The following is a 14,022-nucleotide window of genomic DNA, read 5'->3' as shown; positions in this document are numbered from 1 at the left end:
GCATTCCTCCATCGACGTGGTCACTATGTGCATCGAATGCTTACTCGTTGTCATTAGGGGCGATACCTACGGCATTCCCCCAGCTGCCGAGACGAGGGCCGGGTACATGAGCGAAACCACGACGAAAACCGCTGTGGACGAGGTTCACGTGCTGTGGACCTCGGAGGGCATGAGCTGCGACGGCGACACGGTCTCGGTGACGGCGGCCTCCAATCCGAGCCTCGAAGCGGTGCTGCTCGGCCTGGTGCCCGGATTGCCGAAGGTGCATCTGCACAACAAGGTGCTGGCGGCGGAGGTGGGCAAGGACTTCATGGCCCCCTTCCACCAGGCCGCGGAGGGCCAGCTACGCCCGTTCGTCTTCGTGGTCGAGGGGTCGATCCCCAACGAGCAGATCAACGGCGACGGTTACTGGACGTCGATGGGGAACGACCCGGTCACCGGACAGCCGATCACCGTCAACCAGTGGATCGACCGGCTCGCGCCGCAGGCGTGGGCGGTGGTCGCGATAGGCACGTGCGCGACGTACGGCGGCATCCACGCCATGGCGGGCAACCCGACGGGCAGCATGGGGCTCGGCGACTACCTGGGCCACGACTTCCGCTCGGCCGGCGGGCTGCCCATCATCAACGTGCCGGGCTGCCCGGTGCAGCCCGACAACTTCATGGAGACCCTGACCTGGCTGCTGTACCAGGCCGCTGGGCTGGCTCCCATGATCCCCCTGGACAAGGAGTTGCGACCGACCTGGTTGTTCGGCAAGACGGTGCACGAGGGGTGCGACCGTGCCGGCTACTACGAGCAGGGCGACTTCGCCAAGGACTACAACTCCCCCAAATGCCAGGTCAAGGTCGGCTGCTGGGGGCCGGTGGTCAACTGCAACGTCCCCAAGCGCGGCTGGATGGGCGGGATCGGCGGCTGCCCCAATGTGGGCGGCATCTGCATCGGCTGCACGATGCCCGGCTTCCCGGACAAGTTCATGCCGTTCATGGACCAGCCACCCGGCGCGCTGGTCTCCTCCACCGCCACCGGAGCGTACGGGTCGTTCATCCGCAAGCTGCGCGGCATCACCAACAGGACGGTCAACAAGGAGCCGAAGTGGCGCCACAACCGGCCTGAGCTGACCAGCGGCTACCAACCGGACCATAGCTAGGGGAGAGGGAACGTCGCGGTGACCATCCGATCCAAGGAGGCTCAGGAGACTCGGCAACTGGTCGAGATGTCCTGGGACCCGATCACCCGCATCATCGGCAACCTGGGGATCTACACGAAGATCGACTTCAACAACAAGGAAGTCGTCGAGTGCAAGAGCACCTCCTCGTTGTTCCGGGGCTACAGCGTGTTCATGCGCGGAAAGGACCCGCGGGACTCGCACTTCATCACCAGCCGCATCTGCGGCATCTGCGGCGACAACCACGCGACCTGCTCGGTCTACGCCCAGAACATGGCCTACGGCGTCAAGACGCCGCCGCTGGGCGAATGGATCATCAATCTCGGCGAGGCGGCCGAGTACATGTTCGACCACACCCTGTTCCAGGACAACCTGGTCTTCGTCGACTACTGCGAGCAGATCGTCAAGGAGACCAACCCCACCCTGCTGCGCAGGGCGGAGACCACCGAGGCACCGCACGGCGACATCCACGGGTACCGGACGATCGCCGACATCATGCGGGCGTTCAACCCGTTCACCGGCGCGATGTACCGCGAGGCGCTGCAGGTCAGCCGGGTCACCCGGGAGATGTTCTGCCTGATGGAGGGGCGGCACGTACACCCCTCGACGATCTACCCGGGTGGCGTGGGCACGGTGGCGACGCCCCAGCTGTTCACCGACTACCTGTCCCGGCTGCTCAGGGTGCTCGACTTCGTGAAGAAGGTCGTCCCGCTCAACGACGACCTGTTCGACTTCTTCTACGAGGCGCTGCCGGGGTACGAGGAGGTCGGCAAGCGGCGGACGATGCTGGGCTGCTGGGGTTCGTTCCAGGACCCGGCCGTGGTCGACTACGACTACCGGAACATGGGCGAGTGGGGCCGGGGCATGTTCGTCACTCCGGGCATCGTCCTGGACGGCGAGCTGCGCACCACGAGCCTGGTGGACATCAACCTCGGCATGCGGATCCTGCTGGGCAGCTCGTTCTACGACGACTGGGTGAACGAGGAGGTCTTCGTCACCCACGACCCGCTGGGCAACCCGGTGGACCGGCGTCATCCGTGGAACCAGACCACACTGCCGAAGCCGCAGAAGCGCGACCTGGCGGGCGGCAACTACAGCTGGGTGATGAGCCCCCGCTGGTACGACGACCGCACGGGCGATCACCTCGCGCTCGACACCGGGGGCGGGGCCCTCGCGCGGCTCTGGACGACGGCGCTGGCCGGCATCGTCGACACCGGAGGCGTCCGGGCGACCGGCAGCAGCGTGGAGATCAACCTGCCCAAGAGCGCGGTCCTGCCGGAGATGCGGTTCGAGTGGAAGATCCCCAAATGGTCAAACACGATCGAGCGCAACCGGGCCCGCATCTACTTCGTCGCCTACTCCGCCGCGATGGCCTTCCACTTCCTGGACCAGGCGATGGCCGAGGTACGCGCCGGCCGGACGCGGGTCTTCGCCGACTTCGACGTGCCCGATGACGCCATCGGCTGCGGGTTCCACGAGGCGGTACGCGGGGTTCTGTCCCACCACATGGTGATCCGCGACGGCAAGATCGCCAACTACCACCCGTACCCGCCCACGCCGTGGAACGCCAGCCCGCGGGACGTCTACGGCACTCCCGGTCCGTACGAGGACGCGGTCCAGGGCATGCACATCTTCGAGGAGAACGGCCCGGAGAACTTCAAGGGCATCGACATCATGCGTACGGTCCGCAGCTTCGACCCCTGCCTGCCGTGCGGCGTCCACATGTACCTCGGCGACGGGAAGGTGCTCAAGCAGGTGCACTCCCCGACGCTGGGCACGAGCGTCTCCGGTTAGGGGCGGACGATGTCACTGACCGACCGTGAGGTGGCCGACCGGCTGGCCCGGGTGGACGCCCTGCTGGACGGCGTCGAGTCGCTGCCCGACCCGGAGTCCACCATCGAGGTGCTCCAGGCGCTGCTCGACCTGTACGGCGAGGCGCTCGCCCGGATCGTCGCGATCGGCGGGGAACGGCTCGGGCCGGCGCTCGCGCAGGACGAACTGGTCTCCTACCTGCTGGTGCTGCACGACCTGCACCCGCTGGACGTGTCCGCCCGGGTGGAGAAGGCCGTGAGCGGTGTACGGCCCCGGCTCGGCGGCGCGGCCGTGGAGACGGTGGCCGTGGCGGACGGCGTGGCGAGCGTACGGCTCCTGCGCGGTCGCGGCGGCTGCGGCACTGCCGATCGGGCGGCTCTGCTGGAGGAGGCGATCCGCAACGCGGCCCCGGAGCTCGACCGGGTGGAGATCGAGGAGATCGGCCCGCCACCCGTCTTGATCTCCATCGACGCCTTGCGCCGCAACCCCGGCGCGCGGACGTCGTGAGGGAGCGCGGCATGGCACGAGGGGGTCTGCGCGGCCTCATCGACCGGACGGCCGAGCGACGCGCGGCTGACCAGCCGGCGGCTGACCAGGATGCGGCCGACCACGGCGGCAACCCCTGCCGGTGTGAGCTGTGTGCCGCGCCCATCCCCGCCGACCACCGGCACCTGCTCGAACCGGCGGTCCGCGAACCGCGCTGTGCCTGCCGCCCGTGCGCGCTGCTCTTCGAGCATCCACCGGCCGAAGGGGACCGCTACCGCCTGGTGCCCGACCGCCGGTGGTATCTGCCGGACTTCGTTCTCGACGACGCCACCTGGGCGTCCCTGGACATTCCCGTACAGATGGCCTTCGCCTGTCACGACTCGGCCGAGGGCCGGACCGTGATCCGATACCCCGGCCCGGCCGGCGCGGTCGAGGCCGCGGTCGAGCCGGCCGCCTGGGCCGCGGTGGAGGAGGCCAACCCCGTGCTGCGGCGGCTGGCCCCCGACGTGGAGGCGCTGCTGGTCAACCGGACGCGCGACGCGCGAGACCACTGGCTGGTGCCGATCGACGACTGCTTCGCCCTCGTCGCCGTGCTCAGGTCTCACTGGAAGGGCCTGGCCGGCGGCCAGGACGTCTGGAACGAGGTCGGCGCCTTCTTCGCCGAACTGCGGCGCCGAGCCAAGCCCATGCCCATGCCCGTGGGCGTGTCGAAAGGAGTTCCACGATGACCGGCTCCATCAAGGTGGGCCGCCCCGATGCGCGGCCCGACATGACCGCGCATCTGAAGGGCGTCCATGAGGGCAACTCGGTCGGCAACTACGAGCAGCAACCGGGTCATCTTCCCGACGGCCGCTCGACGGCGGCGCGTTCCACCGGGATCAACCCGAAGGACCATGACCCGATCGACCCGGCCATGCCCAACCTGTCCCCGGCATGAGGCCGGACTCCGCCTTCGCCACGCGGGAGGACGCGCCGCCGCCGGCGCTCAGGTTCGTGATCGAGAGCGCCGAGGCGGTGGAGTTCGCCGCGGTGCCGACGGTGCGGTTCACGCTGCGGATCGACGGCGCCGGCCCGTCGCCGATCCGCAGCGTCGCGCTGGACACCCACATCCGCATCGACGCCGCCCGGCGCCAGTACGACCCGCCCACCCGGCGGCGGCTCACCGACCTGTTCGGCGCGCCCGAGGATTGGGGCCGGACGTCGAGGAGCCTGCTGTGGGCGCGGGTGGTGACGCAGGTACCCGGCTTCGACGGGCACACGGTGGCGAGCATCGACGTGGCCTGCACCTACGACTTCGAGGTGGCGGTCGCCAAGTACTTCCACTGCCTGCCGGACGGTGAGGTCCCGCTGACCTTCCTGTTCAGCGGGACGATCTTCTACCTTGACGCCGGCCTGCTGCGGGCGGCCCGGATCCCGTGGGACACCGACGTCGCGTTCCGGATGCCGGTCCAGGTCTGGAAGGACGTCATGGAGCACTACTTCCCGCGCAGCGCCTGGCTCCGGCTGGACCGCGACGCCTTCGACCAGCTGTACGACTACAAGGTCCGGCACACGCTGGCGACCTGGGACGACGTCGTGTCGGCGCTGCTGGTACGCGAGCGTCAGGGAAAAGAGCAGGACGGTGGCTGATCGATGGACCAGGTGACAAAGGTCGCGCGCGCGGTCCTGTACGAGGGCTACCTGCTGTGGCCCTACCGCCCCTCGGCGCTCAAGAACGCGCAGCGCTGGACCCTGGGCGGCGTCTACCCGGAGCGGTGCGCCGAGACGGGCGACTCCTCGCTGATGCGCACCCAGGTGCTGATCGAGGCGGACCCGGCCGACACGATCGACGTCCGGGTCTGCTTCCTGCACTCCGTCGCCCGCCAGGTCGCGCGCGGCACCGGCGAGGAGCTCGTACCGGTCGCGGAGCTGACGGCCGGGGGCGAGCGTCACGTGGCCAGGGACGAGGCGACCGAGCGGGAGGTCGCCGCGCTCGGGCTCGACCTCGCGGGTCTCGTCCAGCGGGCCGCCGTGGTGGACATCGACATACCCGAGGGCGGGGACGTCGAATGGCTGATCGGCCCGGACGGGCGGGGGGTCGGAGCGCTTTCGCGCAGCTGGCGGGCGCTGCGCGGGCGGGTCGAGATCAGCGCGGAACGCCCGGCGCCCGGCCTCTTCCGGATCACCGTCGAGGTCGCCAACACGACCGGCTGGGCGGGCGGCAGTCGTACCGAAGGGCTGAAACAGGCGTTCCTCTCCGCGCACACGGTCCTGCACGCGCCGCGCGGCCGTTTCGTCTCCCTGACCGACCCGCCGGAGGAACTGCGGCCGCTCGCGGAAGGCTGCGACAACGCCGGCGCCTGGCCGGTCCTGGTGGGCGAGGAGGGCGAGCGGCACACCATGCTCTCGGCGCCGATCATCCTGTACGACTACCCCCGGATCGCGCCGGAGAGCCCGGGTGACCTCTTCGACGCCACTGAGATCGACCAGTTGCTCACCCTGAGCGTGCTCGCCCTGACCGAGGAGGAGCGGCGGGAGATCCGCGACGGCGATCCCCGGGCCAGGGAGATCCTCGACCGATGCGCCTCGCTCACACCCGAGCGGCTCATGCGGTTGCACGGCACGGTACGCGAGATCCGTCCGCTGATCGAACAGGAGCCGGTACATGACCGCGACGGATGACTTCTGGGCCCGGATGGAACGACGGGGCCCGGACACGGTGATCGTGGACGGCGTGACACTCGGCGCGGGCAGCCGGGTGCGGCTGCGCCCACGATCGCGGGCGGACGTCTTCGACCTCGCCCTCGGCGGCCGGGTGGCCGTCGTCGAGAGCGTCGAACAGGACGAGGCGGGCGCCCTCCACCTGGCCGTCACCCTTGAGGAGGACCCCGGCCGCGACCTGGGAGAGGCGAAACTGCCCGGACACCGGTTCTTCTACTCCGCCGAGGAGGTCGAGCCGATCGTGGCGGAGAGCCGGCCCGCCCGCGTCCTGGTCGCGGGCATCGGCAACATCTTCCTGGGCGACGACGGCTTCGGCGTCGAGGTGGCGCGGCTGCTGGCGGCCGAGGACCTGCCGCCCGGAGTGGACGTCGTGGACTTCGGGATCCGCGGCATGGACCTGGCCTACGCCCTGCAACGCGACTACGACACGGTGATCTTCGTGGACGCCGCGCCCCGTGGGGAGGCTCCCGGGACGCTGACCGTACTCGAACCGGCCGAGCCGGAGGCGGGCGTACCCATGGAGACCCACGGCATGGATCCGGTACGCGTGCTCCGGCTGGCCGCCGAGCTGGGCCGGATACCGCGCCGGGTGCTCGTCGTCGCCTGCGAACCGGAGACCGTGATGACCGGGGAGCCGGACGAAGACGTGCTGGTCGAGCTGAGCGAGCCGGTACGCGCGGCCCTCGGTCCGGCACTCAAGACGGTCCGATCCCTTGTCGAGACTTGATCGAAGCCATCGATGGACCGGGGTTACCGAAAAGCGAGGAGGTGGAAACGGATGAGGAAGGGGCCTGTGGTGGCTCTGGTGACGCTGTGCGCGGCCGTCGCGATGATCGCCGCGCAATGGCCGGAGATCAAGCGCTACCTGAACATGAGAAGGATGTAGGCACTTCATGCATGAGCTAGGAATGTGCGAGGGCCTGGTCGACCTGGTCCGGCAGCAGGCGGAGGGCCGGCGGGTCACCGGGCTGCGGGTCCGGATCGGCGCCCGCCACGCCGTCGTGGGCGAGGCGTTCGACCATGCCTTCGCGCTCGCCGCCGAGGGCAGCGCCGCCGAAGGGGCGGCGCTCGACCTCGTCGTCACGCCCGTCACCGTGGACTGCGGGGCCTGCGGTCACCAGTCGGAGTCCGTCGACGTGCTCGCGGTCTGCGCGCGGTGCGGCGACGACGACGTGGACGTCAGCGGCGGCGACGAGCTGGTCCTGGAATCGGTCCAGTTCAAGGAGGAAGCCGATGTGCCTCGGGATCCCCGGTGAGCTGGTGGGGGACGTCGAGGAGCACACCGACCTCGCCATGGTGGACGTCAGCGGGGTACGCCGCCGCATCAACATGGGGCTGCTCGCCGACGACCACCTCAAGCCCGGCGACTGGGTGCTCGTCCACGTGGGATTCGCCCTGTCGAAGATCTCCGAGGCCGAGGCCAAGGCCGTGATGGACATGCTGCACGGCCTCGGGCAGGCGTACACCGACGAGATCGACGCGCTCAAGGAATCGGACATCTCATGACCCTCCTCTGCAAGGAGCGCGATGCGCTTCGTCGATGAGTTCCGCGACGCCGACGCGGCCCGGGCGCTGGCCGCGCGGATAGCCGCCCGGTGCGAGCCGGGACGCCGGTACAAGTTCATGGAGGTGTGCGGCGGACACACCCACACCATCTACAAGCACGGCATCGAGGACTATCTGCCGGAGGCCGTGACGCTCGTGCACGGGCCGGGCTGTCCCGTCTGCGTCATCCCCATGGGCCGGGTGGACGACGCCGTCCACATCGCCCGGCAGCCCGATGTGATCATGACGTCGTTCGGCGACATGATGCGGGTGCCCGGGGGAGCGGCCACGTTCCTCGACGCCAAGGCCCAGGGCGCCGACATCCGGATGGTCTACTCGCCGCTCGACGCGCTCAAGATCGCCCGGGACAATCCGGACCGGCGGGTCGTGTTCATGGCGATCGGCTTCGAGACCACGGCGCCGTCGACGGCGGTGACCGTGCTGCGGGCGGCCGAGGAGGGCATCGACAACTTCTCCGTCTTCTGCAACCACGTCCTGATCATCCCGGCCGTCAAGGCGATCCTCGACTCGCCCGACCTGCGGCTCGACGGTTTCATCGGGCCCGGCCACGTCTCGACGATCATCGGCTGCCGGCCGTACGAGTTCATCGCGCGCGACTACCGGCAGCCGTTCGTGGTCGCCGGGTTCGAGCCGCTCGACATCCTCCACGCGGTCGACCTGCTGCTCGGCCAGCTGGCCGAGGGCCGTGGCGAGGTGGAGAACCAGTACGCGCGGGTGGTCCCGTGGGAGGGCAACCGGATCGCCATGGAGGTGATCGGGACGGTGATGCGCGTGCGCCCGCACTTCGAGTGGCGTGGGCTCGGCTTCATCTCGCACTCGGCGCTGGGGATGGCCGAGGAGTACGCCGCCTTCGACGCGGAGCGGATCTTCGACATCCCCGGTACCCGCATCGCCGATCCCATGGCCTGCCAGTGCGGCGAGGTTCTCAAGGGAGTGCTCAAGCCGTGGGAGTGCAAGGTGTTCGGCACCGCGTGCACCCCGGAGACGCCGATCGGGACCTGCATGGTCTCGTCGGAGGGAGCGTGCGCGGCGTACTACAACTTCGGCCGGTTCAGCCGGGAACGAGTGCGGGAGGCGACCCGGGCATGACCACCGAGAAGCAGGTCCTCGACCGGATCGAGCGCGTACGGCGCCGCCGCGCGGTGGTCCGGGAGGAACGCATCACCCTGGCGCACGGCTCCGGCGGCAAGGCGACCCGGACGCTGATCGACGCGGTCTTCCTGGAGGCGTTCCGCAATCCGCTGCTCGCCCCGCTGGAGGACGGGGCCACGCTGGCGCTGGGTGGCTCCCGCGCGGTGTTCACCACTGACGCGTTCGTGGTCTCCCCGCTGTTCTTCCCTGGCGGCGACATCGGTGACCTGGCGGTCAACGGCACTGTGAACGACCTCGCGGTGTGCGGGGCCCGTCCGCTGTACCTGTCCGCCGGGTTCATCCTCGAAGAGGGGTTCCCGGTCGGCGACCTGCGGCGGATCGTCGCCTCGATGGCGGCCGCGGCGGAGGCGGCGGGCGTCACGATCGTCACCGGCGACACCAAGGTGGTCCAGCGGGGCAAGGCCGACGGCTGTTACATCACCACCGCCGGGGTCGGTGTCGTCGAGCGTCCGGTCACGCCGTCCATCTCCGCGGCCCGGCCCGGTGACGCGGTCATCGTGTCCGGGCCGATCGGTGAGCACGGCGTCGCCATCATGCTGGCGCGCGGCGAGCTCGGCATCGAGGCGGACACGGTCTCGGACACCGCCCCGTTGAACGGCCTGGTGGCCGAGCTGCTGGACGCCCTCCCCACCCAGGTGCGGACATTGCGGGACGCCACCCGCGGCGGGGTGGCCACGGTGCTGAACGAGGTGGCGAGCGCCTCGGGTGTCTCCGTGGTGATGGACGAGGAGTCCGTACCGGTCCAGCCAGCCGTTACCGGGATGTGCGAGCTCCTCGGGATCGACCCGTTGTACGTCGCCTGCGAAGGGCGGCTGGTCGCCGTTGTCGACGGTGAGCACGCCGAGCGGGCGGTGGACATCATGCGCGGCCATCCGGTCGGCGCCGGGGCCGCGATCATCGGGTGGGTCGGGGAGGACCCGCCCGGCCTGGTGCTGCTGAGGACCGCCTTCGGCGGCACCCGCATCGTGGACCTGCTGGTCGGCGACCCGCTGCCGCGCATCTGCTGACGCCCGGCGACCCGTTCAACGGGTCGCTCGGTCCTGAGCCCCCGCCACCACGGCCTGCCCGAGGCTGATGCCGCCGTCGTTGCAGGGGACGCGCCGGTGCAGCAGGACGCGCAGGCCGTGGCGGCGCAGCCCGTCGACCACGGCGCCGAGGATGAGGGTGTTGCAGAACACCCCGCCGGACAGCGCCGCCACCTCCAGCCCGTTGGCGGCCGCGACCCGCGTCGTGGCCGTCACCACCGCCTCGGCCAGCCCGTGGTGGAAGCGCGCCGCGATCACCTCTGACGCCTCGCCCCGGCGAAGGTCGCCGACGACCGCGCGGATCAGGTCGGTGCTGCGGATGACCGTTCCGGTGACGGTGACCGGATAGCCGCCGCGGATGCCCGGGTCCGCCCGCTGCTCCAGCTCCACCGCCGCCTGTCCGTCGTAGGTGACCGTGTCGCGGATCCCCAGGAGCGCGGACACCGCGTCGAACAGCCGCCCGGCGCTCGACGTCACCCGTTGCGCCGGGCCGTTCGTCACGAGCGCCGCCACGGCCGGCCACCGGTCCTGATTGCGGCGGACCACGTCGAGGTCGTCGAAGGACCCTGGGCCGTACGCGCTGTGCAGGAAGGCCGCGGCCATCCGCCAGGGCTGCCGGATCGCCGTCAGGCCGCCGGGCATCGGCACCGGCTCCAGGTGCCCGGCCCGCTCGAAGCCCGCCAGGTCGGCCACGAGCAGCTCGCCGCCCCAGATCGTGCCGTCCGTGCCGTACCCCGTGCCGTCGAGGGCCACGCCGACGACCGGGCCGCTCTCGCCGTTGTCGGCCAGGCAGGAGGCGATGTGGGCGTGGTGGTGCTGTACGCCGAGTGGCTGGACGCCGTCGAGGGTGAGGGCGTACTTGGTGGACAGGTATTCCGGGTGGAGGTCGTGCGCCACCACCTCCGGCTCGATCCCGAACAACCGCCGGAAGTGGGCGACGCCGCCGGCGAAGGCCTGCATCGTCGCGTAGTTCTCCAGGTCGCCCAGGTGCTGGGAGACGAACGCGTGGTTGCCCGTCGCCAGGCAGAAGGTGCTCTTGAGCTGCGCTCCGCAGGCGAGGACCGGGCGGGGGAACGTCCAGGGCAGCGCGAGCGGCGCGGGAGCGTGCCCACGGGCTCGCCGTACCGGAACCTCCGTGTCGCGGAAGACCCGGACCACCGAGTCGTCAAGGCCCGCGTGAATCGGCCGATCGTGGGTGAGAAAGGCGTCGGCGGCCAGCCGCCGCGCGTCCTCGTCGCGGTGCGCGATGGGCTCGCCCGACAGATTCCCGCTGGTCAGTACGAAGGGGCGGCCCAGTTCGCGGGCCAGCAAGTGGTGCAGGGGCGTGTACGGCAGGAGCACGCCGATGTCCCGGTTGCCGGGCGCCACTGAGCTGGCGATGGGCGAGCCGGGGCGTCGTGGCAGCAGCACGATCGGGCGACGCGCGCCGGTGAGGGCGGCGACCACCCCGCTCGCCTCGCCGTCCAGCACACACAGCTCGCGTACGGCGGCCAGGTCCGGCGCCATCACGGCGAACGCCTTGTCCCCACGGTGTTTACGGACCCGCAGCGCCGCCACAGCGTCCTCGTCGGTGGCGTCCACAGCGAGATGATGGCCGCCGAGTCCCTTCACCGCCAGGATGGAACCACCGCGGAGCAGCGCCGCCGCCTCGGACACCGGATCGCCCGCGACCATCGTGCCGTCGGAGGTGTGCAGGACGAGCGTGGGACCGCAGGCGGGGCAGCACACCGGCTGGGCGTGGAAGCGACGATCGCGGGGGTCGCGATACTCCGCCGCGCATGCCGTACACATGGCGAAGGTCCGCATGGTGGTCGCGGCGCGGTCGTACGGAATGGCCGTGATGATCGTGAACCTGGGGCCGCAGTTGGTGCAGTTGACGAAGGGGTAGCGGTAGCGGCGGTCGGCCGGGTCGAACAGCTCGGCCAGGCAGTCGTCACAGGTCGCCGCGTCCGGTGACACATGCGCGCGTGGGATGCCGCCGATCACGCCTGGTCCGCCGGTCTCGTTGCGGACGCTCATCTCGCTCGGTACGCACGTCCCGCCTCGTCTACCCGTCTCGCTCGGTTCGACCGTCTCGCTTGGTCTGCCCGTCTCGCTAGGTCTGCCCGTTTTGCTTGGGACGATGCGAAAGCCGCGGGCGCCTGTGGGCGGCACCGATTCCACGCTCACCCGGTCCACGACCGCCAGCGCGGGCGCGTTCCATCGGACCGCCTCGACCAGTGAGTTTACCGCCCCCGCTGGGCCTTCGACCTCGATGAACACCCCGAAACCGTCGTTGCCGACCGTGCCCGACAGGCCGTACTGGACGGCCAGGCCGTGGACGAACGGCCGGAAACCCACGCCCTGGACGATGCCCTCGACCCGGATCCGGGAGCGCACGATCGGGTCCAACGGTCAGTCCGCCTCGTCCAGTGCCCGCCGAACCGACTCCCACAGCACATGGCACACGGTGGCCTGCGCCTCCTGGATCCGATGTACGGATGAGGATGGGATGACCAGCAAATGATCTACGGCACCGCACTCGGCCAGTTGGCCGCCTCCCGAGCCGGCGAGCCCGACGGTCACCATGCCGAGGCGTTTGGCCTCCTGGAGCCCGCGGACCACGTTCAGCGAGCCGCCGCTCGTCGAGATGCCCATCGCGATGTCCGTACCGGTGCCCAGGGCGGCGAGCTGCCGGGCGAAGACCGCGTCGAAGCCGATGTCGTTGGTGAGCGCGGTCAGCAGCGCGACATCGGCCGTCAGCGACATCGCCGGCAGCCCTCTGTGTCCGTGGCCGGGAGCGAGGAACAGGTGGGCCACGGCCTGCGCGTCGGTGCTGCTGCCCCCGTTCCCGAAGGTGAAGAGTCGACCGCCGCCGGAGAATGCCGCGGCGAGCGCCCCGGCGCACGCGGCGATCCGGGGGCCGAGCAGGGTGAGCACTTCCCGCCGCAGCGCGACGATCTCCCTGGCCTTCTCCGCCGTGGACCGGGTCACCGTGGCCAGCAGCGCTTCGACATCGCCCGCCGCAGAGGACAGGAAGGGATAGAGCGCGTCACTCACGGCCCTCTCCCCAGCACCGCGCACTCCGGCACCGCTCTTCCCGGAACCGCTCTTCCCGGAACCGCTCACTCTGGCACCGTTCTCTCCGGCACTGTTCTCTCCAGCACCGCGATGGCTTCTTTCGCGTGCACCAGGACCACGTCACCGGCCCGCGCGTCGACCAGCCGCACGCTGATCTCCTCCGCACCGACGGCGGTGTCGACCAGTGCGAGGTGGCCGGGCAGCAGGGCAACGATCCGGACGGGTACGGCCGTGTCCGAGCAGGTCACACACACCTCGCCGGGACAATCCGGACTCGACCGGCCCGAACCTCCCGGCGAATTCACCGGACTCGACGGGTCCGAACCTCCCCGCGAATTCACCGGACTCGACGAGTCCGAACCTTGCGGCGAAGTCACCGGACTCGACTGGTCCGGATCTCCCGGCGAGGTCATCGGGAGACCTCCGTCGCCGCGAGCAGAGGGTCGTTCAAGAACACATGCACCAACTCCCACAGCACGTGATATGTCGTCATATGGAGCTCGCGGGCGACCTGCGGATCACGGCTGCGTGCCGTGAGAAGGTGATCCACCACCGCGCTGTCGAGCCCGCCCGCCTTCGTCAGCGCCAGCGTCGTCATGCCCATCTCACGCGCCACGGCGAGCCCCGCCGCCACCTCGTCACAGTCGTCGTCGACCGTGATGCCCACCGCGACGTCCCCGGCGCGCCCGAGCAGCCGCAGCTGGGTCGCGAACACTCCCGCGCGGGCGAGCCCGCTCATCGCCGACGCATCATTGGCCAGCGAGAAGGCCGGCAGGGCGCGCTTCCCCACGATCACCGGATGAACGAACTCCACCGCGAGATGCGCCGCGTCGGCCGCCGACTGACCGGTGCCGAAGCTCAGCAACCGACCGCCCTGATGGAAGCACAGGGCCACGGCATGACACGCGCGGGCGATCCGCTCGGCATCCTCCGCCAGCGCGAGGCCGGCTTCGTCCCGTTCCTGGAGAGACGTGCCGAGAGCGAGTGTCATGGATGATCCTTTCCTCGGCTCTCGATTCTCAGTGCCCCGAAAGAAAGGCTGGCAATCGCGTTTTA

16 protein-coding genes are annotated in these 14,022 nt (G+C 70.1%); 12 read left to right on the top strand and 4 right to left on the bottom strand.

From position 1 onward, the window contains the following. Window positions 1-106 precede the first annotated feature (106 nt). From AB0B64_RS11230 to hypE, 12 genes are all read left to right on the top strand, one after another. Window positions 107-1,147 carry a hydrogenase expression protein HypE gene (locus AB0B64_RS11230; RefSeq protein ID WP_357938447.1) on the top strand — a complete coding sequence of 347 codons (1,041 nt, stop codon included), beginning with the start codon at window positions 107-109 and terminating at the stop codon, window positions 1,145-1,147. Between the two features lie 18 nt (window positions 1,148-1,165). Next, entirely contained in the window at window positions 1,166-2,959 is a 1,794-nt protein-coding gene (locus AB0B64_RS11225; RefSeq protein ID WP_358176559.1) for a nickel-dependent hydrogenase large subunit, read from the top strand. A gap of 9 nt (window positions 2,960-2,968) precedes the next feature. Further along, window positions 2,969-3,484, top strand: a complete 516-nt coding sequence (locus AB0B64_RS11220) for a NifU family protein (RefSeq protein WP_357938450.1) — start codon at window positions 2,969-2,971, stop codon at window positions 3,482-3,484. A gap of 11 nt (window positions 3,485-3,495) precedes the next feature. Continuing rightward, window positions 3,496-4,191: a DUF5947 family protein gene (locus AB0B64_RS11215; protein ID WP_357938452.1), complete on the top strand. Its 696-nt coding sequence runs from the start codon at window positions 3,496-3,498 to the stop codon at window positions 4,189-4,191. Continuing rightward, a complete protein-coding gene (locus tag AB0B64_RS11210) occupies window positions 4,188-4,400 on the top strand; it encodes a hypothetical protein (protein WP_358176556.1) in 213 nt (70 codons plus the stop codon). Before AB0B64_RS11215 ends, AB0B64_RS11210 begins: the two co-directional genes overlap by 4 nt. After that, a complete protein-coding gene (locus AB0B64_RS11205; RefSeq protein WP_358176553.1) occupies window positions 4,397-5,092 on the top strand; it encodes a DUF6084 family protein in 696 nt (231 codons plus the stop codon). Before AB0B64_RS11210 ends, AB0B64_RS11205 begins: the two co-directional genes overlap by 4 nt. Before the next feature lie 3 nt (window positions 5,093-5,095). Continuing rightward, entirely contained in the window at window positions 5,096-6,124 is a 1,029-nt protein-coding gene (locus tag AB0B64_RS11200) for a hypothetical protein (RefSeq protein ID WP_358176550.1), read from the top strand. Continuing rightward, complete coding sequence (locus AB0B64_RS11195) at window positions 6,108-6,890, top strand: hydrogenase maturation protease (RefSeq protein WP_357938460.1); 783 nt, start codon at window positions 6,108-6,110, stop codon at window positions 6,888-6,890. Before AB0B64_RS11200 ends, AB0B64_RS11195 begins: the two co-directional genes overlap by 17 nt. A 166-nt stretch (window positions 6,891-7,056) precedes the next feature. Next, window positions 7,057-7,419 carry a hydrogenase maturation nickel metallochaperone HypA gene (locus AB0B64_RS11190; protein ID WP_357938462.1) on the top strand — a complete coding sequence of 121 codons (363 nt, stop codon included), beginning with the start codon at window positions 7,057-7,059 and terminating at the stop codon, window positions 7,417-7,419. Next, window positions 7,397-7,669 carry a HypC/HybG/HupF family hydrogenase formation chaperone gene (locus tag AB0B64_RS11185; RefSeq protein ID WP_357938464.1) on the top strand — a complete coding sequence of 91 codons (273 nt, stop codon included), beginning with the start codon at window positions 7,397-7,399 and terminating at the stop codon, window positions 7,667-7,669. The genes AB0B64_RS11190 and AB0B64_RS11185 overlap by 23 nt, the downstream gene beginning before the upstream one ends. A gap of 21 nt (window positions 7,670-7,690) precedes the next feature. Then, window positions 7,691-8,818, top strand: coding sequence for a hydrogenase formation protein HypD (gene hypD / locus AB0B64_RS11180; RefSeq protein WP_357938466.1), 1,128 nt, complete (start codon window positions 7,691-7,693; stop codon window positions 8,816-8,818). Further along, window positions 8,815-9,888: a hydrogenase expression/formation protein HypE gene (hypE, locus tag AB0B64_RS11175; RefSeq protein ID WP_357938468.1), complete on the top strand. Its 1,074-nt coding sequence runs from the start codon at window positions 8,815-8,817 to the stop codon at window positions 9,886-9,888. The genes hypD and hypE overlap by 4 nt, the downstream gene beginning before the upstream one ends. A 15-nt stretch (window positions 9,889-9,903) precedes the next feature. Here hypE and hypF read toward each other — a convergent pair whose 3' ends face one another. The 4 genes from hypF to AB0B64_RS11155 all read right to left on the bottom strand — a co-directional run bounded on the left by hypF (window position 9,904) and on the right by AB0B64_RS11155 (window position 13,957). Continuing rightward, window positions 9,904-12,285: a carbamoyltransferase HypF gene (gene hypF, locus AB0B64_RS11170; protein ID WP_358176547.1), complete on the bottom strand. Its 2,382-nt coding sequence runs from the start codon at window positions 12,283-12,285 to the stop codon at window positions 9,904-9,906. A gap of 15 nt (window positions 12,286-12,300) precedes the next feature. Next, on the bottom strand, window positions 12,301-12,945 hold the full coding sequence (locus AB0B64_RS11165; protein ID WP_357938472.1) for an SIS domain-containing protein: 645 nt from the start codon (window positions 12,943-12,945) through the stop codon (window positions 12,301-12,303). A gap of 65 nt (window positions 12,946-13,010) precedes the next feature. Continuing rightward, window positions 13,011-13,214: a HypC/HybG/HupF family hydrogenase formation chaperone gene (locus AB0B64_RS11160; protein WP_357938474.1), complete on the bottom strand. Its 204-nt coding sequence runs from the start codon at window positions 13,212-13,214 to the stop codon at window positions 13,011-13,013. Between the two features lie 161 nt (window positions 13,215-13,375). Beyond that, on the bottom strand, window positions 13,376-13,957 hold the full coding sequence (locus tag AB0B64_RS11155; RefSeq protein ID WP_357938476.1) for an SIS domain-containing protein: 582 nt from the start codon (window positions 13,955-13,957) through the stop codon (window positions 13,376-13,378). Window positions 13,958-14,022 lie beyond the last annotated feature (65 nt).

Origin of the sequence: Nonomuraea sp. NPDC049129, assembly GCF_040648495.1 — a bacterium.
GTDB lineage: Bacteria > Actinomycetota > Actinomycetes > Streptosporangiales > Streptosporangiaceae > Nonomuraea.
Note: the sequence above shows the minus strand (reverse complement) of the source record. Positions and strands in the feature narration are given on the sequence as shown.